Genomic DNA, 17,382 nt, shown 5'->3' on the forward strand with positions numbered 1-17,382 from the left:
GGAGGTCTAATCATGAAGATTACAATCCGACTTATTATTTCTCTCCTTTTTGCGGTGGCGCTCGTGGCTGCTGTCTTCTCATATTATCAGGTCAGCGCCGAAAAGGACCGTCTTACAGGCGAGCTGGAGCGGAGGACCATTATTCTGGCCGAGGGCATGCATGAATCCATAATCCCACTTATAACATCCAATTCCCTTTCTAAACTAAACCGTCTCGTGACGCGGTTCGGAAACCGCGGACGGCTCAAAGGGGTAGCTGTATACGACAGGCAGGGCAATATCATGGCAATAACACCTGATCTGGCGCTGAAGATTGAGAAGCCCCTTCCAGAGGTAGTAAGCGCCATCGAAGAAAAAAGTCCTGCGGGGATGTTTGTCCGTATTGATGACAATAATATGTATCTTTATGTCCTTCCTGTTCAGCAGGATGACGAGGTTATAGGCGCCATAACACTATTTCACGAGGCCTCCTATATAGATGTGAGGATCAGGGAGATATGGAGACACAATCTTATCAGGCTTCTGATCCTCTCGTTTATGATCGTTATAATTACCCTTATAATCGTGCGCTGGAGTATCACAGGCCCAATAGCCCGGATTGCGGAATGGATGAGTGAGTTAAGGAAAGGAAAGATAAACAGACCTATGAATTTTATAAAGGGAGACATACTGGCTCCCCTGATTTCTGAGGTTACGCATCTGGGCAGAAGCCTTGCCATGGCGCGCGCGAGGGCAGATGAGGAGGCAAAACTGCGTTTCCATGCCGAGTCACTCTGGACAGCGCACAGGCTAAAGGAGCATATGCGTGTTGAACTCGGCGGCAAAAAATTGTTCATGGTCTCAAACAGGGAGCCTTACATGCACACCAAAGAGGGACGCATGGTCAAATGCATCGTACCGGCAGGCGGGGTGGTTACTGCGCTGGACCCTGTAATGAGGATATGCGACGGTATCTGGATCGCCCACGGCAGCGGAGATGCGGACAGGGAAAGAGTGGATGGCAATGACAAATTGCGTGTGCCGCCGGAAGAGCCCGCGTATACGCTCAAGAGGATATGGCTCACAAAAGAGGAGGAAGACGGCTATTATTACGGGTTTGCAAATGAGGGCATCTGGCCGCTTTGCCACATTACCCATACCCGCCCTGTCTTCCGTCTGGAGGACTGGGGGTATTATCAAAGGGTAAACGAAAAGTTTGCCGAGGTGCTGCTGGAAGAGATCTCCGGAGAAGAGTCGCCGCTGGTTTTAATCCAGGACTACCATTTTGCCCTCCTTCCGCTTCTGGTCAAGGAAAAGCGGCCTGATGCGAAGGTATCCCTTTTCTGGCACATACCCTGGCCAAATCCTGAGGCCTATGGGATATGTCCATGGCTGCGGGAGATACTGATAGGCATGCTCGGGGCTGATATTATCGGTTTCCACACACAATTCCACTGTAATAATTTTTTGGATACCGTTGATCGTTTTCTCGAATCAAAGCTCGACTGGGAACAATTCTCGGTAGAGCGGGGCGGCAGCACGACTATCGTCAAGCCATTTCCCATAAGCGTCGATTTTGATGGTTTAACACTGAATACCCCGGCTGCCCATGATAAAGAATCGCTAAAGGAAAATCTGCTCAAAGAGATTGGGGCGCAGGGCAAGATTATCGGCATAGGGGTCGATCGTGTTGATTATACAAAGGGTATCCCTGAACGGTTCAGGGCAATTGAGAGATTTCTGGAGAAATACCCTGATTTTATAGGCAGGTTTACCTTTGTAGAATTAGGGGCCCCGAGCCGGCTTCATGTAAAACGATACAGAGACCTGATGACTGAGGTGGAAGAGACTGTGGAGAAGATCAACTGGCGTTTTCAGACCAAAGGGTGGAAACCTATTGTCTTCCTTAAGGCACACCACAGCCATGATGAGATTAACCAATTTTATAAGATTGCTGACCTCTGTATGGTTACTTCCCTCCATGACGGAATGAATCTGGTTGCGAAAGAGTTTGTCGCCTCCCGAAGCGATGAAGACGGTGCGTTAATCCTCAGCCAGTTTACCGGCGCTTCCCGCGAGCTAAAGGATGCGGTTATCGTAAACCCTTATGATATAGAAATGATGGCAGATGCCATATATATATCGCTCAACATGGATTCCTCTGAAAAGTCTGAGCGAATGAGACGGATGCGCGCTGCGGTAAGGGAACAAAATATTTACCGCTGGGCAGGGAATTTAATTACAAGCCTGGCGCGTCTAAGGCTGCCTGACACTTCAAATGAAAAGGCCGGATAATACCTTAAAACCGATTTATATTTTTGGAAGGAATAGTGCTCAAGCCTGGCTTTCTGGAGCAGAAGGCTGCCGCAAGATGGCATTGTTTTTGGATTATGATGGCACATTGGCGCCTATTCAGAAAAACCCTGCCGAATGCATCCTGCCGGATGGACTGAGGAGACAATTGAGCGCGCTGGCAGACACAGATTGCTGCACTGTTTCCATCCTGAGCGGAAGAAGGCTTCATGACATCAAAAAAAGGATCGGTATCCGTAAGATTTACTATGGAGGAAATCACGGGATAGATATCTGCGGTCCCGGTCTGAGATACACACATCCTGAGGCCATGCGAATAAAACCGCTTATTGACGATGTAAAAAAGAGGCTTGAAAAAGAAATCAGGGGGATTGCAGGCGCATGGCTTGAGGGAAAACTGTTTACATTGAGCCTGCATTTCCGTGCCGTAAGACAGGATAATATCCGGCATGTCAAAAAAATCTTTTATAGGGTAATTGAGCGTTTTCCGGAAAAAGGACGTTTATCCGTAATCAGGGGGAAGAAGGTTCTGGAACTCGTTCCCAATATATCGTGGGGGAAAGGGGAGGCCAGCCTGTGGTTGCTGAAGCAATGGGGAGGCAGATACCTGCCTGTATATGTGGGAGATGACAAAACGGATGAGACCGCCTTTAAAGCACTTAGTAAAACAGGCATAACCATCCGCATCGGGAAATCCAGGAATACATCAGCCCGCTTCTATCTTAAGGGATACCGGGAGGTTCCACGATTATTAGAGCAACTCAGGGATATAATAAAAAAACCTGCCCTTTATTCGGAGTTTGAAGGTGAGGCAAAATACTCATGCGCCAACCCACTGCATTGAATTAGTGTGTTGTTCTATACTCCTTTCTTGACAAAAAGATTTTGAAAGGATATATCTTAGCAAACTTATATGGATAAGCCTATACCTGTGAAAACGGAAAAAAAGATCAGGCAGCATTATTTTGTGGCAAAAGAACTGCAGATTACTATAACCATTCTGGTAGTATTGGCGCTTTTAGGCGGAGCGTTTTTACAGTCAATATCCTCGGCGCTAAGTTCATTTTTTGGCTTTACAACACCTGCTTTAACCATCTTTCTTACCATTGGTTATGTTGCGATTGTTGCAATTTTGTCCATCTTTTTTGCCCACAAGTTTCTCGGACCGTTTAAAAGACTGGAATACGAGATGAAGATCATTAGCAGCGGAGAGTTGGATAAACGGCTCTCTATCAGAACAAAAGATGACCTGTATGTCAGAAACTTTGTCGCCTATGTCAATAAATTTATAGAAAACTTTGAAAACATGAGCAAGGATTACAGCAAACTCCACAGCGTCATATCTATCCAAATGGGTGATATAATAAAAAAAATAGAAAAGGGGCAGCACAACCCGGAGGATATAAAGGAGACCCTCAAAACCATTCAGAGACATATACACGAATTAAGAGAGAAATGGTAATCCCTTTCCTTAAAAATCTTTTCTTTATTGCCTTCACTATAATCCTTTTAATAGTTGATAACTTCATTGGCGAATGCGCATCGCAGCCAAAAATATCTAATGCCCTTAAAGGAACAAATGTTCAGCGTTCCATGGTAGTTGCCGTTATTGATGGAGACACCATTGAGATTGAAGGAGGGCAACGGGTAAGGTATCTTGGCATTGACACCCCTGAGACAGGGCAGCCATTTTATGAAGAAGCAAGGAACAAAAATAAAGACTTTGTTCTTGGAAAGAATGTCAGATTGGAGGTGTGCAAAAGTGAACCAACTGACAAATATGGAAGGCTTCTTGCCTATGTTTACATAAACCAAACAATGGTCAATAGAGAGCTTCTAATATCCGGCTATGCCAGGATACTTATAATCCCTCCATGCGGCGTTGAAAAGGCAGACGAGTTCAGGCAATATCAAAAAGGAGCGATGAAAAAGAAGGTCGGACTGTGGGGTAAGAGAAAACCGGTGATAATAAAAGATTTTATCCCTGCATCGGATGCTGCCAGATTTATTGATGAAAGGAAGGCAATATATGGAAAGGTCATGGGGGTGCGGGAAGGAAAAAATATAATTTTTATTGAGATAGGAAATACCTCCAAAATAGACTTAAGGGTCGTGATATTTCAGCAGGATAAAAAGAACTTTAAAGATGACAGGATTGATCCCTTAACCCATTATCAGGGTAAAAAAGTAGTTGTATATGGAAAAATAAAAATGTATAAAGGAAACACTGAGGTTATCGTAGGCAGCCCATCTCAAATAGAGGTGTGGTGAGCGAAGCGGCCATGCTGCTCGTTATTGACATAGGCAATACAAATATCGTCATTGGCATTTATGACAGGAACAGGCTTGCCCATCATTGGCGTCTTGGCACAAAAAAGGCGCGGACTGCTGATGAGTACGGGATTATGATGATGGGCTTTTTTAATTTCGGCGGGATACAAATAGACAGTATTGACGGCGCCATACTATCCTGTGTTGTCCCTCCGCTTACAGATACATTTCTTGAAATGTCGGAAGTATATTTTAAAATCAAACCAATCGTTGTCGGCCCCGGCATAAAGACAGGCGTGCCGATTATGACAGACAACCCAAAAGAGGTTGGCGCTGACAGGATTGTGAATGCGGTTGCCGCGTATGAAATTTATAAAAGCGCTGTTATCGTTGTTGATTTCGGCACAGCCGCAACATTTGACTATGTGTCTCAAAAAGGGGAATATCTGGGCGGCGCTATTGCCCCCGGTATAGGCATATCAATGGATGCGCTTTTTCAAAGGGCTGCAAAACTTCCGAGGGTTGAAATATCCAAACCAAAAAATATTGTCGGCAAGAATACAGTTGACAGCATTCAGTCAGGCATATTTTATGGATATATAGGGCTCGTGGATGGCATTGTTGAAAGGATGAAGAAAGAGGTTGGGGCAAAAACCAGGGTTGTGGCTACAGGCGGCTTTGCCGGACTTATTGCGCCGGAGAGCAGGACAATTGAAGATGTTAATGAGTTCCTGACCCTTGATGGCCTGAAGATTATTTATGAAAGGAATGTGTAATGATAGCAGAGTCTTCAGAGGAGAAGTTTAAACAAGGGATGCAATTTTTAAAAAACAACAATCTTGAGAAGGCAACGAGGTCGTTTGAAAAGGCATATCAAGAGGATAAGGAAAATGCAAGGTATATGTCTTATTACGGAATGTGCGTTGCAATGAAATGGGGAGAGATAGGGTTGGGAATTGAGCTCTGCACAAGGGCGGTAAAGAAGGAATTTTATAAGACTGAATATTACATAAATCTTTCCAGGGTATATATTAAGGCCGACAATAAGAAAGGAGCCATTAATGTTTTAAAAAAAGGGCTCAGGTTTGACCCTGAAAATGATATTATCCATGAAGAACTGGTAAAATTCGGGGCAAGAAAAAAACCTATAATACCATTTATGAATCGCTCTAATCCAATCAATAAGTTTCTCAGCATATTTTTCAGGAAGACAATGCCTGGCCTTATCAGCAGGCTCAAAAGAGAAGAAAGAGACGTGAAGAAAGATGTGGGTGGAGCAAGGCAACTATGAAGATATCACCCAATCTGGAAAAATTTATCTCCCCTCAAACACCAAAGGAAACAAGGCTTATGGCTGCAAAGGCTGTGCTTCCTATGGGGCCAAAGGATATTGTTGCCGTCCTTTCCATCCTTATCAGCGATACAGATATCGAGGTCAGTGAAACAGCAAGAAAAAGCCTTGAAGGGATCCCATCCCATTTATTGCTGACGGTTTTGGATGGCGATTTAGATCCTCTTGTTATAAAAACCGTCGTCAATATACATAAGGGTAATGATGCCGTACTTGTTATGGCGGCTTTAAATCGCAATACGGATGATGAGACCATGGCGCTTATGGCCTCGAATGCCCCGGAAGGTGTGGCGCGGGTTATAGCGGAAAATCAGACCAGGCTTATGCGTAACCCCTCCCTTCTGGATGCGCTTAAGACCAATCCTTCTGTCGGTAAATCCGTTGTTGACAGGGTTACAGTCTTTCTTATATCAGTTGGCAAGATATGCCCAAAAGAAGCGGCTGTCTCTATGCCTGCCGAGGTAGAGCCTCTGCAAATAAAGGAGCCAGAGAAGGAGGTTGTATTACCGGCGGAAGAGGTTGCTGCCGTTGACGCTGAATTGAAGATAGAAAAAGAGGCTGCAACTGAGGCGGAAAAGGAAAGTCTTTATAAGAGGGTGCAGCATTTGAATGTTTCAGAAAAGATTAAGCTTGCCCTGCTCGGCAATAAAGAGGCAAGGGACATACTAATGAAAGATTCCAATAAACTTGTTTCCTCTACAGTGTTAAAAAATCCAAGGATTACTGAAGACGAGATTACGAAGGTGGTTAACTCAAGGAGTATTTCGGATGATATACTCAGGCAGGTGGCAGGCAACAAAGAATGGCTAAAAAAATATCCCATCAAATTAGGCATGGTGAATAATCCTAAGACGCCCTTGACAGTCGCCATCCGGCTCTTAAATCAGTTAAATGGAAAAGATGTGCAGCATATTGCCAAAAGCAAAAATGTTTCAAGCGCCTTGTCATCGGCGGCAAAAAAGATAGTTCTGCAGAAGGAGAAAAAATAGACTCCATATGTATGATGTAATCATTATAGGCGGAGGCCCTGCCGGCCTTACAGCAGGCATATATGCCCAGAGGGCAAGGCTTAAAACGCTCCTTCTGGAAAAGGAGATGGTAGGCGGCCAGATTGCCGTAAGCGATGTTATAGAGAACTATCCTGGTTTTCCGTCAATAAGCGGCGCAGACCTTATGGAGAAGTTTGAGGGGCATGCGAAGGGACTGGGGCTTGAAATTAGAATGACGGATGTTATAGCAGTTGAAGATATGGGCAAAGAAGTGATTGTAAAGACCTCTGAGGGAGATTTGACAGCAAGGACAGTGATTGTGGCCACAGGCGCAAAACCAAGAAGGCTCGGCATTTCCGGAGAAAAGGAATTTACAGGCAAGGGAGTTTCATACTGCGCAACGTGCGACGGCCCGTTTTTTAAAGGGCAGAGGGTTCTGGTTATCGGCGGCGGCGATACGGCTGTAAAAGAGGCTGTTTATCTATCAAGGATTGCTGGTAAGGTTTATATTGTCCATAGAAGAGACCAACTCAGGGCTGAAAAGATAATTCAAGAAAAAGCCCTTTCCATCCCGAATATAGAGATGCTGTGGAGCCATGTTTTGAAAGAGATAAAAGGGGAAAAAGGGGTTGAAAAGGTTGTCTTGCAGAACCTCAAGGATAACAGCTTAAAGGAGATTGACGCCGAGGGGGTGTTTATCTTTACTGGCATAAATCCAACAACTGATTTTGTTGATGTGGAAAAGGATAAAAGCGGTTTTATAAAGACCGACCAGAATATGCAGACATCTGTAAAAGGCATATTTGCGGCAGGGGACTGTAGGACAACACCGCTTAAACAGGTATCAACAGCAGTTGGAGATGGCGCAATAGCCGCATTCATGGCAGAAAAGTATATAGAAGAGAGATAGGTTAGGCTAAAAACCACCTAACCCTCGGATTTATTTGGTAGCGGGGACAGGATTTGAACCTGCGACCTTCGGGTTATGAGCCCGACGAGCTACCGGACTGCTCCACCCCGCAATAGAAAAATATCTTAAACTACTACGATAACAAAAGTCAAGGTTTTTAAAAAAATACTAATGGGTTGCATAAATATCTTTATTTGCTATACTATAAACCTATTGTAGGGCAATTTATGAGAATCGTAATTATAGTATTTTTGATTGTCATTTTATCCGCAGAATGTATTTTCTTGCGTCACGCAATTGCCGATATTTACGTCTATACGGACGAAAAAGGCATTACACATTTTTCCAACACTCCCACCTCGCCTAAATACCGCTTAAAGATACGGGAGGTTCGTTTTGATTATAAAAGACTGTCTTCCGGCGTGTATGATAAACCTATAAACGATGCATGTATAAAGCACGGTATTGACCCTTTGCTTGTAAAGGCCATCATAAAGGCAGAGTCGGATTTCGATCCGCAGACTGTATCAGTAAAAGGGGCCAGGGGATTAATGCAGCTTATGCCGGAGACTGCTGATGATATGGGGGTTGCTGATATAGATGATCCGCAAAATAATATTGACGGCGGCGTAAAATATCTTAAACGTCTTATGGGAATATTCAAATCTGATTTAAAGCTGGTAGTTGCGGCATACAATGCAGGCGAGAATGCGGTTATTAAATATAAGAGCGTCCCGCCATTTAAAGAAACCAGGCAGTATGTTAAAAAGGTGTTAAAATATTTAAATGATTATGAGCAGACTGGAGTTAAACTTGCAAAAGAGTGATGTTTTTAAGTCTGTCCAGAGACACGAGGCATGGAATCTCCCGAACGCTGTTTCGATACTGCGAATACTTACTGTCCCTGTTCTTATACTACTTCTCCTGTCGCCTGACAAAGAGATTAGCATTATTGCAGCCGTTATATTTGCTGCCGCATCTATGACAGATTGGCTGGATGGCTATCTTGCAAGAAGGATGGCTGTAGAAACCATATTTGGCAAGTTTTTAGACCCGTTAGCTGATAAGCTGCTTATAGTTACGTGCCTTGTTATGCTTATATCATTAGGCAGGGCTCCGGCATGGATGGTTGCCCTTATAACAGGCAGAGAGATAGCGGTTACAGGATTAAGGGCTATGGCGTCTGTTGAAGGGGTTGTTATTGCGGCCGGCAGGCTTGGGAAATATAAGACAATATTCCAGATAGCTTCTGTTGCAGCGCTGATAGTTCATTATAAATTTTTAGGGATAGATTTTCATATTGCGGGAATGGTTCTCCTCTGGATTGCCCTTGTATTTACCATCTGGTCAGCCGTGGATTACTTTGTCAGATTTTTAAGAAAATAACCGTGATATAGCATTGGAGTCTGTTTTATTGTTATTGCAGCAGTCTGTGAGCTAAAATGGAGCCGGCGAAGGGAATTGAACCCTTGACCTGCTGATTACGAATCAGCTGCTCTGCCCCTGAGCTACGCCGGCAGGTAAAAAACGGTCTAAATATGATTCAAACTGTGAGGTTTTTATTTAACACTTAACTTTCAACTTGTCAATGGCAACATGGAAATTAGGGATTAGAAATTAAAAAATATATGACGCAGCCATCAAAATTCAAGGTTTCTGAAAACCTTAATTCCACAATTCCTCAAATGGATAGGGTTCTCATTGTAGATGACGACCTGATGATCAAGGTGATGCTTGAGGATATACTTCATGCGCATGGCTATCAGACCTACCATGCCTCAAACGGCCGTGAAGCTGTGAGACTTGTGAAGGAACACACGCCTGAAATAATTCTCATGGATATTGTAATGCCTGAAATGGACGGCATAGCGGCATGCAAGGCTATACGCAGTACGACCCTGCCCATCCGCCCCTCCATCATCATGGTCTCCAATAAAAGCGATAAAGATGCCATAATTGAGGCGCTTGAAAAAGGGGCCGATGACTTCATAACAAAGCCTGTTGATGATATGGAACTCATTGCCAGAATCCATGCACAGTCCAGGATAAGGGGATTTTACCGGGAAATCTATGAAGATAAAAAAAATCTGGAAACCATATTTGATGTCACAAAGACTATTTCTTCAATGCTTAAGACTGAGGAGGTGCTTTATACAATTGTCAAGAGGGTGGCTGATATTACCGGCGCTGTCAGGTGTTCAATAGTGCTTATTTCACAAGAGGATATAGGCTATGTGCTTGCATCGCATGAAAGCCCAACAATAAAAGAGATTAAACTTGATTTAAACAAATATCCTGAAATAAGAGAGGCTCTCAAAAGCAAAAGGCCTGTTGTTATTGAAGATATATCAAGACATCCGCTCATGGCAGAGGTAAAGGATCTTGTAAAAGATCTTGATAGGATGAATGTGCTTGTCCTGCCCATTATATGGGAAGAAGAGGTTATCGGCACCCTTTTCTTAAGAACCAGAAGGCTCGGCAAAGGCTTTACAGAAAAGGATATAAATCTCTGCCAGATAATAGCGCAATCAGCATATCATGCAATTAAAAATGCCAGATTATTTGAAGAGGTCTCAAAAGAAAAAGAGGAGATGAAGACACTGGCCATAACCGACAGTCTGACCGAGGTATACAACCATAATTTCTTTTATACAAGATTAGAGGAGGAATTCAACAGGACGGTCAGATACGAAACACCAATCTCGCTGATAATGATGGATATAGATGATTTCAAGAGGATAAATGACACCTACGGACATAGAACAGGAGACCATGTTTTGAAAGAAGTTGCCGATATGATTAAAAAGCTTGTAAGAAAAACCGATATAGTTGCAAGATATGGCGGAGAGGAGTTCTCCGTTATACTTCCGCATACAAATCTGGATGGGGCAGAAGAAGAGGCTGAGAGGATAAGAGAAGCCATCTCAAGCCATGCATACGCAAATCTGACTAAGGAAACAATAACAATAAGCCTTGGCGTAGTTTCCTATCCAAGCGGGAAAACAATAATGAATGCCGGAGACTTTGTTAATCTTGCCGATACCGCCCTTTATGAAGCAAAAAGGAGCGGTAAAAATAAGGTCGTGGTATTGGGACGTAAATAAAACAGGCTTAATTGCCTTTCCCTGAAACCTTTATAGCGCAAAGACTTCCGCACATAGTGCAGACCTCTTTATCAGACGGCGGGCTGGATTCCCTTAAAAGCCTTGCCCTCGCAGGGTCAAGAGAAAGCCTTATCTGCTCATCCCAATTTAATGCCTTCCTTGCCTTTGCCATCTGAATATCCCTGTCCATTGCGCCCTTTACCCCTTTTACAATATCCGCTGCATGGGCTGCGATCCTTGACGCAATAACCCCTTCCCTTACATCATCTATTGTTGGAAGCCTCAAATGCTCTGACGGAGTCACGTAGCAGAGAAAATCCGCGCCTGCAGCGCCTGCAATTGCGCCCCCTATCGCAGATGTGATGTGGTCATAGCCTGGCGCTATATCAGTGACAAGAGGGCCAAGCACATAAAAAGGCGCGCCATGGCAGAGTCTTTTCTGCAAGAGGATATTTGCCTCTATCTGATTTAGAGGCATATGACCAGGGCCCTCTATCATAACCTGCACCCCTTCAGATACAGCTTTTTGAGCCAGCTCCCCAAGGGTTACAAGCTCTTCAATCTGCCCCCTGTCAGTTGCATCGGCAAGACATCCTGGCCTGAGTCCGTCGCCGAGGCTTAAAACCATGTCATATTCCTTTGCAATTCTTAAAAGCCTGTCATAATTTTCAAACAAAGGGTTTTCTTTTTTATTGAAGTTTATCCACTCTGCTGTCAGCGCGCCGCCGCGGCTGACAATGCCCATTATCCTCCCCTCATTCTTAATCCTCTCAAGAGTCTGCATGGTCACACCGCAGTGAACGGTGATAAAATCAACGCCATCCTCTGCGTGCCTTTCAATAATCTCAAAAATATCATCTGCCTCCAATTCCACAAAAGATTTGCCTTTCTTTGCGGCCTCCAAAGCTGCCTGATATATCGGCACAGTGCCGATTGGCGCAGGAGACTCCCTTATAACAGCCCTTCTTATTTCATCTATCTCTCCGCCTGTTGAAAGATCCATAACAGCATCCGCCCCTGCCTCTACGGCTGCGTGGAGTTTTTTAAGCTCTTCTTCAAGGCTTGCCCTGTCCTGAGATGTTCCGATATTGGCGTTTATCTTTGTCCTGAGCCCCTTGCCTATCGCAAGCGGTTCAATGGATTTGTGCTTTTTGTTTTTAGTTATGATTACAGTCCCATCCATAATGGATGAGCGGATATATCCAGTTTCCACTCCTTCTTTGAGCGCTGCCTGTTTCATTTCGTTTGTTATTATACCCTTCCGGGCCTGTTCTAATTGTGTCATATTATCTCCCTCAATATTTCCTTCACTGCCTTCTCCGGTTCTTTTGTTCCTATCACCGCTGATATTACTGCCGCTCCGTCAGCGCCTGCCGCCATAACATCTTTTAGATTGTCTTTCTTTATCCCGCCTATTGCAAAAACAGGGATATTTATTTCCTTCCTCACCCTTTTTATTACTTCAACTCCCAATGGCTCTCCGTAATCTGCCTTTGACGACGTATAGAATATCGGGCCAAGGGTTATAAAATCAGCGCCTTCGTCCTCCGCCTTTTTTGCCTCATTAAGAGAATGGGTTGAAACGCCAATAGCCGCTTTCGGAAATATCCTTTTTGAATCTCTTGCTGAAAAACCATTCTGCCCGAGATGTACGCCATCTGCATTAACCGCCATAGCAATATCAACCCTATCGTTTATAAAAAGCCTTGCGCCATACTGCCATGTCAGACTTCTAATACCCTGCGCCAATTCAAATAATTCCTTTGCGCTTAATCCCTTTTCCCGCAACTGCACGGCCTTTATACCACCCTTTAATGCCTCTTCTACAACTGTTGTCAGCGGCTTCCCGCATGTCCGGTGTCTGTCGGTTATGAGATAAAGATTAAAATCAATCATACTATTATTTCTTCCAGAGTCTCCCTTTCAGTATAGCAATAAGCGCCGCAACGGCCAGCGTCAGGCTCACTGCCTGCGCTGCCCTGATCTGCCCGAGCATAAGGCTGTCTGCCCTGAAACTTTCCACGACAAAGCGTCCCAGCGAATAGAGCATGAGATATGCCACAAAGATAAAACTATTTTTATATTCCCTTTTTCTCAAACCAAACCAGAGGATTAAAAATATGGAAATGTTTATTGTCATCTCATACAGCATTGTCGGATGCAAAGGTATGTTTGGAAATTCTCTGCCTGCAATGCTTTCCGGCGGGAATACTATGCCCCAGGGCATAGTGGTCGGTCTTCCATGCGCGTCGCCGTTCATAAAGTTTCCGAATCTGCCGAATGCCTGGCCAAGTATCATGGCAGGCGCAACTGAGTCCGCCATCCTCCAGAATGATATGCCTCTTCGTTTCAGATATAGATATGCAATAAGGATTCCGCCTATAAGACCGCCGTGTATCGCAAGGCCTCCGTGCCACACAGCAGGGACCTCCCTTAAATTTGCAGAATAATAATCCCAGTTAAACGCAACATAATAAATCCTTGCGCCAATGATCCCGCCAAGCGCTGACCAGAGGACGAAGTTCATCACATCATCTTCTGTCAATTTAATGCCTTTACGTCTGACCTCTCTTTTTATAAGAAAGCTGCCGGCCAGAATTGCAATTACATACATGAGGCCATAAAATCGTATCTGGATTGGGCCAAATTCAAATAATATAGGATGCATAAGTCGCTTCGCTCCATTGAAGATTGAAAAATGTAAAGTGTAAAATTAAGGCGAACTTTAAAAATTTTAAAATTTGCAATTTACATTTTGCAATTTGTATTTTGCAATTTTATTAAATCATTCCTTCTATTGGACTACTCGCCGTTGCATAGAGTTTTTTTGGTATCCTTCCTGCCTCGTATGCAAGCCTCCCTGCCTCAACAGCAAGTTTCATGGCCCTTGCCATTTTTACAGGGTCTTTTGCGCCTGCAATACCGGTATTCATTAAAAGACCGTGACAGCCAAGCTCCATTGCAATTGCAGCATCCGATGCTGTGCCGACACCAGCATCCACAATAACTGGCACTTTAACTGTTTCAAGTATAATCCTGATATTATAGGGATTGCGAATACCGAGACCTGAGCCGATGGGCGCAGCAAGGGGCATTACAGCGACACAGCCAATATCTTCCAGCTTCCGTGCCATAATTGGGTCATCATTGGTATATGGCAAAACAACAAAGCCTTCTTTTACCAGAACCCTTGCGGCCTCAAGCAATGCCTCATTATCAGGGAAAAGCGTCCTTTCGTCTCCTATTACTTCAAGCTTTACAAAATCAGTCCCCAGCGCCTCTCTTCCAAGCCTTGCAGTCCTTATGGCATCCTGCGCTGTATAGCAGGCAGCAGTATTGGGAAGCAAAGTATATTTTTTAAAATCAATGTAATCCAACAGAGATTCTTTACTTCTGTCAAGGTTCACCCTTCTGACAGCAACAGTTACCACTTGAGCGCCCGATTCCTCCAGCGCCTTTACCATTATCTCATTAGACGGGTATTTCCCTGTCCCAACCATGAGCCTTGATTTAAACTCCCTATTTCCAATCTTTAGTATACCTGCCATTTTTTCTCCATTTAAAATTTTCACTTTTCAATTTTCACTTTGCAATTTACTTACCCTCCCCCCACCATCCTTACAATCTCAATCTTATCCCCGTTCTTTAAAACAGTTTCACCATATTTGCCTTTTGGCGCTATCTCCAAATTTAATTCCACTGCTATCCCTTGCGGCTTTACATTAAGCTCGTTTAAAAGTTTAAAGATGGTTACCCCTTCTTCAAAATTTTTCTCTTCTCCATTCACAATAATTTGTACCCGTCTTACAGTTTCTGGCTCCTGACTCCCCTGCTTACTACTTGCAGGGGCAGGCCTGACGCCTGACTGCTGACTTTTATAAATAGACATCTCTTCTCCCATTTTTAATCTCGTCCAATTTCCTCAAAACCTCTTTTTTCAGGGCAGGCTCTTTTATTTGCTCAAGCCCTCTTTCTATTGCAGCCGTGCCAATCTCCTTAGCGCCGTTTTGAGCGCAGTCCATAATATATTCCTGCAGCGTCAGGATTGCATTTGCCTGGCAGAATTTTTCCATATTCCCTGAGAGGGCCTTTTTTGTAAAATCCGCCCCTGTTCTCCCAACACGATAACAGGTTGTGCAAAGGCTGGGCAAAAGCCCATTTCTTGCAATGGACGCTATCATCTCTTCCATACTTCTATGGTCGCTTGTAGAAAATTGCTCGCCCGCTTTACTCCGAATTGTATTCAAAGCATACCCACCCGGTTCTGTCCTTGAACCTGCGCTTATCTGTGATGCGCCAATACTCATAACCTCGTCCCTCAACCCAGCGCCTTCTCTTGTAGAAACAACAATCCCTGCGCTTGGCAGAGTTAATCTATAAACTGCAACTATCTTTTTAAATTCTATGTCTGAAACAGGATATGACGCGGTTGTTATCGGTGAGCCATCTGCTGGCCGCAGCCTCGGCGCCGATATTGTATGGGCATAGCTGCCGAATCTTTCATAGAGATACTGTGAATGGGCTATCGTTGCAAGCGCATCGTATTTATAATCATAAAGCCCTAAAAGGCTTCCGATCCCGACATCTTCAAAACCAGCCTCCATTGCCCTGTCAATAGCATTTAATCTGTAATCATAATCTCTTTTTTTGCCGGATGGATGCATGACCTCATATGTAGGTCTGTGATAAGTCTCCTGAAATACCTGATAAACACCCACACCGGCAGCCTTAAGCCTCCTTAACTCACTAACCTCCATAGGCGGCGCATTTACATGGACAATCCGTATGCCAGTATTTTTATAGATCGCATCAACTGCCTCGATAATATATCCAATGCCTGAAATCTTAGTATCCTCGCCGCATACAAGAAGCGCCCTTTTAAAGCCCTTTGCCGCAAGGGCATTAGCCTCCTGTATTACTTCATCTATTGTCAGGGCCTTTCTTACAGCGTCTTTATTGTCTTTCCTGAAACCGCAGTATAGACAATTATTGACGCAGTAATTGGAAAGATAAAGCGGGGCAAAAATAACTATCCTCCTGCCAAAGATCTTTTCCTTTATCTCACCTGCTTTTTTAAATATCTTCTCCATGACATCCGGGCTTTCTACAGATAAAAGCGCTGCCGCATCTTCAAGGCTTAAGCCATTCAAAGAAGATGCCTTTGCAAGTATGCTGTCAATCGTAGAAATATTCGGCTCTCCAATATCCGACAAAATATCTTCTATTCTTTTGGCATCTATAATCATATTGTCCCTTGCAAACCCCGTTAGAAAGCTAATCCCCATCCTTTCTAACAGGGCAAATAAAAAAGCCGTCTTTAAGAAGAAGGAAGACGGCTTTGCTTGTCCAGCTATCACTTTTTGTTTTTACTGATAAACTGCCCGCTGATAGCTGTTTTTATGCCGCTTTCCTACGCTGGTATTATCCAGATCAGGTCGTCAGGGTCTCCCGATAACCATCAGGACTCTCAGCCCCCGATTGACTCTATCAGGGGCTCCCCTAGCATTAAGATAGAATTTATCAGGGCTTTTATCAGAAGTCAAGCTGATAAAATCGTCGTGTCAACCCCGTTAGAAGGTTTATTCCAAAGGGTTAAGGCTTGGGACTTAAGCGATAACAACACTGATATGGCCTTCTGACTGGGTCAAAATCTTGATTGATAATAGTATGGTCGGGGCGGCGGGATTCGAACCCACGACCACTTGCACCCCAAGCAAGTGCGCTTCCAGGCTGCGCTACGCCCCGATTGAGCTAAATTCAGGAAAGGCTCTTTTTTATAGAGTACAACTCTTCTTTTATAGATTTCAAGGCTTTTACATGCCTCTGGTCGGGGAATTTAATATCAAGCTGTAGATTATTCCTTGCCTTAAGCCATTCCCTTACTCTGGCCTTTGCCCCGTTAAGCGTATATTTTTCGTCATACAAAAGTCTTTTTATCTCTAATATAAGCTCAACATCCCTTTTCCTGTAAACCCTCTGATTTGACTTAGATTTCTGAGGGTTTATTATCTTGAACTCTGTTTCCCAATATCTCAGGACATAAGGCTTCACCCGTGTTATCTTGCTAACTTCACCTATCTTAAAGTAGAGCTTATCAGGGATATTAACCTTCATTTACTCTTAGTGGGCAACAAATAGTTTTGAGTTGCCGCATACCGCTTACTTATTAATATTGACCGAATCCTTTAGTATCTGACTTGGTTTAAATGTCAAAACCCTTCTGGCTGTTATGGTCATATCTTTACCTGTCTGGGGGTTTCTCCCCCTCCTTGCCCTTTTCTGTCTTACCATAAAATTTCCAAAACCTGATATTTTTACATTCTCCTCTTTTTCAAGAGACTCCTTTATTTTCTCAAATATCAGTTCCACCACCTCTGTTACATCTTTTTTTGAAAAACCTACCTTTTCAAAGATATTTTCTACAATATCTGCCTTGGTCATTTTATACCCCCTTGTCACCTTGCT

The 17,382-nt window shown here is 43.8% G+C and carries 18 protein-coding genes, 3 tRNA genes, 1 pseudogene and 1 riboswitch; of the genes and pseudogenes, 11 read left to right on the top strand and 11 right to left on the bottom strand.

Features of this window, described 5'->3' with window-relative positions; translation table 11 throughout:
- Nucleotides 1–12 precede the first annotated feature (12 nt).
- The 8 genes from Q8P28_09260 to trxB all read left to right on the top strand — a co-directional run bounded on the left by Q8P28_09260 (nt 13) and on the right by trxB (nt 7,813).
- Nucleotides 13–2,274 (top strand): trehalose-6-phosphate synthase, encoded by a 2,262-nt coding sequence (locus Q8P28_09260; GenBank protein MDP2682974.1) that lies wholly within the window; start codon nt 13–15, stop codon nt 2,272–2,274.
- A 76-nt stretch (nt 2,275–2,350) separates the two neighbouring features.
- Complete coding sequence (gene otsB / locus Q8P28_09265; protein ID MDP2682975.1) at nt 2,351–3,136, top strand: trehalose-phosphatase; 786 nt, start codon at nt 2,351–2,353, stop codon at nt 3,134–3,136.
- Nucleotides 3,137–3,205: 69 nt separating this feature from the next.
- Nucleotides 3,206–3,754, top strand: a complete 549-nt coding sequence (locus Q8P28_09270; protein MDP2682976.1) for a hypothetical protein — start codon at nt 3,206–3,208, stop codon at nt 3,752–3,754.
- Complete coding sequence (locus tag Q8P28_09275) at nt 3,748–4,563, top strand: thermonuclease family protein (GenBank protein ID MDP2682977.1); 816 nt, start codon at nt 3,748–3,750, stop codon at nt 4,561–4,563. The genes Q8P28_09270 and Q8P28_09275 overlap by 7 nt, the downstream gene beginning before the upstream one ends.
- Nucleotides 4,564–4,574: 11 nt before the next feature.
- Nucleotides 4,575–5,339 carry a type III pantothenate kinase gene (locus Q8P28_09280; GenBank protein ID MDP2682978.1) on the top strand — a complete coding sequence of 255 codons (765 nt, stop codon included), beginning with the start codon at nt 4,575–4,577 and terminating at the stop codon, nt 5,337–5,339.
- Nucleotides 5,340–5,377: 38 nt separating this feature from the next.
- The gene (locus Q8P28_09285) at nt 5,378–5,854 is read left to right on the top strand and encodes a hypothetical protein (protein ID MDP2682979.1); all 477 of its coding nucleotides are present in this window, start codon (nt 5,378–5,380) and stop codon (nt 5,852–5,854) included.
- Nucleotides 5,851–6,903, top strand: coding sequence for a hypothetical protein (locus Q8P28_09290; protein MDP2682980.1), 1,053 nt, complete (start codon nt 5,851–5,853; stop codon nt 6,901–6,903). Before Q8P28_09285 ends, Q8P28_09290 begins: the two co-directional genes overlap by 4 nt.
- A 7-nt stretch (nt 6,904–6,910) precedes the next feature.
- Entirely contained in the window at nt 6,911–7,813 is a 903-nt protein-coding gene (gene trxB, locus Q8P28_09295; protein ID MDP2682981.1) for a thioredoxin-disulfide reductase, read from the top strand.
- Nucleotides 7,814–7,848: 35 nt separating this feature from the next.
- Here the strand turns inward: trxB and Q8P28_09300 are convergent.
- A tRNA-Met gene (locus Q8P28_09300) sits at nt 7,849–7,925 on the bottom strand.
- Nucleotides 7,926–8,040: 115 nt separating this feature from the next.
- Between Q8P28_09300 and Q8P28_09305 the strand changes: the two genes are divergently transcribed.
- Together Q8P28_09305 and pgsA are read left to right on the top strand one after the other, a co-directional pair.
- Nucleotides 8,041–8,640: a transglycosylase SLT domain-containing protein gene (locus tag Q8P28_09305; protein MDP2682982.1), complete on the top strand. Its 600-nt coding sequence runs from the start codon at nt 8,041–8,043 to the stop codon at nt 8,638–8,640.
- The gene (gene pgsA / locus Q8P28_09310; GenBank protein MDP2682983.1) at nt 8,627–9,199 is read left to right on the top strand and encodes a CDP-diacylglycerol--glycerol-3-phosphate 3-phosphatidyltransferase; all 573 of its coding nucleotides are present in this window, start codon (nt 8,627–8,629) and stop codon (nt 9,197–9,199) included. Before Q8P28_09305 ends, pgsA begins: the two co-directional genes overlap by 14 nt.
- Before the next feature lie 57 nt (nt 9,200–9,256).
- On the opposite strand, the gene Q8P28_09315 is transcribed toward pgsA, so the two are convergent.
- A tRNA-Thr gene (locus tag Q8P28_09315) sits at nt 9,257–9,331 on the bottom strand.
- Nucleotides 9,332–9,441: 110 nt separating this feature from the next.
- Between Q8P28_09315 and Q8P28_09320 the strand changes: the two genes are divergently transcribed.
- Nucleotides 9,442–10,917 carry a diguanylate cyclase gene (locus Q8P28_09320; protein ID MDP2682984.1) on the top strand — a complete coding sequence of 492 codons (1,476 nt, stop codon included), beginning with the start codon at nt 9,442–9,444 and terminating at the stop codon, nt 10,915–10,917.
- Nucleotides 10,918–10,924: 7 nt separating this feature from the next.
- Here Q8P28_09320 and thiC read toward each other — a convergent pair whose 3' ends face one another.
- From thiC to Q8P28_09365, 9 genes and pseudogenes are all read right to left on the bottom strand, one after another.
- Nucleotides 10,925–12,202 (bottom strand): phosphomethylpyrimidine synthase ThiC, encoded by a 1,278-nt coding sequence (gene thiC, locus Q8P28_09325; GenBank protein MDP2682985.1) that lies wholly within the window; start codon nt 12,200–12,202, stop codon nt 10,925–10,927.
- A complete protein-coding gene (gene thiE / locus Q8P28_09330) occupies nt 12,199–12,813 on the bottom strand; it encodes a thiamine phosphate synthase (GenBank protein ID MDP2682986.1) in 615 nt (204 codons plus the stop codon). The genes thiC and thiE overlap by 4 nt, the downstream gene beginning before the upstream one ends.
- Before the next feature lie 4 nt (nt 12,814–12,817).
- Nucleotides 12,818–13,585 carry a prolipoprotein diacylglyceryl transferase gene (gene lgt / locus Q8P28_09335; protein MDP2682987.1) on the bottom strand — a complete coding sequence of 256 codons (768 nt, stop codon included), beginning with the start codon at nt 13,583–13,585 and terminating at the stop codon, nt 12,818–12,820.
- 112 nt (nt 13,586–13,697) lie between these two features.
- Nucleotides 13,698–14,465, bottom strand: a complete 768-nt coding sequence (locus Q8P28_09340; GenBank protein ID MDP2682988.1) for a thiazole synthase — start codon at nt 14,463–14,465, stop codon at nt 13,698–13,700.
- A 50-nt stretch (nt 14,466–14,515) separates the two neighbouring features.
- Nucleotides 14,516–14,806, bottom strand: coding sequence for a sulfur carrier protein ThiS (gene thiS / locus Q8P28_09345; protein MDP2682989.1), 291 nt, complete (start codon nt 14,804–14,806; stop codon nt 14,516–14,518).
- Nucleotides 14,793–16,274 carry a [FeFe] hydrogenase H-cluster radical SAM maturase HydG gene (gene hydG / locus Q8P28_09350; GenBank protein ID MDP2682990.1) on the bottom strand — a complete coding sequence of 494 codons (1,482 nt, stop codon included), beginning with the start codon at nt 16,272–16,274 and terminating at the stop codon, nt 14,793–14,795. Before hydG ends, thiS begins: the two co-directional genes overlap by 14 nt.
- Before the next feature lie 33 nt (nt 16,275–16,307).
- Nucleotides 16,308–16,428: riboswitch (TPP riboswitch) on the bottom strand.
- A 157-nt stretch (nt 16,429–16,585) separates the two neighbouring features.
- Nucleotides 16,586–16,662 (bottom strand) — tRNA-Pro (locus tag Q8P28_09355).
- A 12-nt stretch (nt 16,663–16,674) separates the two neighbouring features.
- Entirely contained in the window at nt 16,675–17,031 is a 357-nt protein-coding gene (locus Q8P28_09360; GenBank protein MDP2682991.1) for a MerR family transcriptional regulator, read from the bottom strand.
- A gap of 57 nt (nt 17,032–17,088) precedes the next feature.
- Nucleotides 17,089–17,358: pseudogene (locus tag Q8P28_09365) on the bottom strand (integration host factor subunit alpha).
- Between the last annotated feature and the right edge of the window lie 24 nt (nt 17,359–17,382).

Source organism: Deltaproteobacteria bacterium, from assembly GCA_030690165.1.
Lineage (GTDB): Bacteria > Desulfobacterota > GWC2-55-46 > UBA9637 > UBA9637 > JACRNJ01.

Excerpts from the sequence above, each read along its gene's own strand:
- Q8P28_09260 (MDP2682974.1), top strand. The coding sequence starts at position 13 with ATGAAGATTACAATCCGACTTATTATTTCTCTCCTTTTTGCGGTGGCG.
- otsB (MDP2682975.1), top strand. The coding sequence starts at position 2,351 with ATGGCATTGTTTTTGGATTATGATGGCACATTGGCGCCTATTCAGAAA.
- Q8P28_09270 (MDP2682976.1), top strand. The coding sequence starts at position 3,206 with ATGGATAAGCCTATACCTGTGAAAACGGAAAAAAAGATCAGGCAGCAT.
- Q8P28_09275 (MDP2682977.1), top strand. The coding sequence starts at position 3,748 with ATGGTAATCCCTTTCCTTAAAAATCTTTTCTTTATTGCCTTCACTATA.
- Q8P28_09280 (MDP2682978.1), top strand. The coding sequence starts at position 4,575 with ATGCTGCTCGTTATTGACATAGGCAATACAAATATCGTCATTGGCATT.
- Q8P28_09285 (MDP2682979.1), top strand. The coding sequence starts at position 5,378 with ATGCAATTTTTAAAAAACAACAATCTTGAGAAGGCAACGAGGTCGTTT.
- Q8P28_09290 (MDP2682980.1), top strand. The coding sequence starts at position 5,851 with ATGAAGATATCACCCAATCTGGAAAAATTTATCTCCCCTCAAACACCA.
- trxB (MDP2682981.1), top strand. The coding sequence starts at position 6,911 with ATGTATGATGTAATCATTATAGGCGGAGGCCCTGCCGGCCTTACAGCA.
- Q8P28_09305 (MDP2682982.1), top strand. The coding sequence starts at position 8,041 with ATGAGAATCGTAATTATAGTATTTTTGATTGTCATTTTATCCGCAGAA.
- Q8P28_09320 (MDP2682984.1), top strand. The coding sequence starts at position 9,442 with ATGACGCAGCCATCAAAATTCAAGGTTTCTGAAAACCTTAATTCCACA.
- thiC (MDP2682985.1), bottom strand. The coding sequence starts at position 12,202 with ATGACACAATTAGAACAGGCCCGGAAGGGTATAATAACAAACGAAATG.
- thiE (MDP2682986.1), bottom strand. The coding sequence starts at position 12,813 with ATGATTGATTTTAATCTTTATCTCATAACCGACAGACACCGGACATGC.
- lgt (MDP2682987.1), bottom strand. The coding sequence starts at position 13,585 with ATGCATCCTATATTATTTGAATTTGGCCCAATCCAGATACGATTTTAT.
- Q8P28_09340 (MDP2682988.1), bottom strand. The coding sequence starts at position 14,465 with ATGGCAGGTATACTAAAGATTGGAAATAGGGAGTTTAAATCAAGGCTC.
- thiS (MDP2682989.1), bottom strand. The coding sequence starts at position 14,806 with ATGTCTATTTATAAAAGTCAGCAGTCAGGCGTCAGGCCTGCCCCTGCA.
- Q8P28_09360 (MDP2682991.1), bottom strand. The coding sequence starts at position 17,031 with ATGAAGGTTAATATCCCTGATAAGCTCTACTTTAAGATAGGTGAAGTT.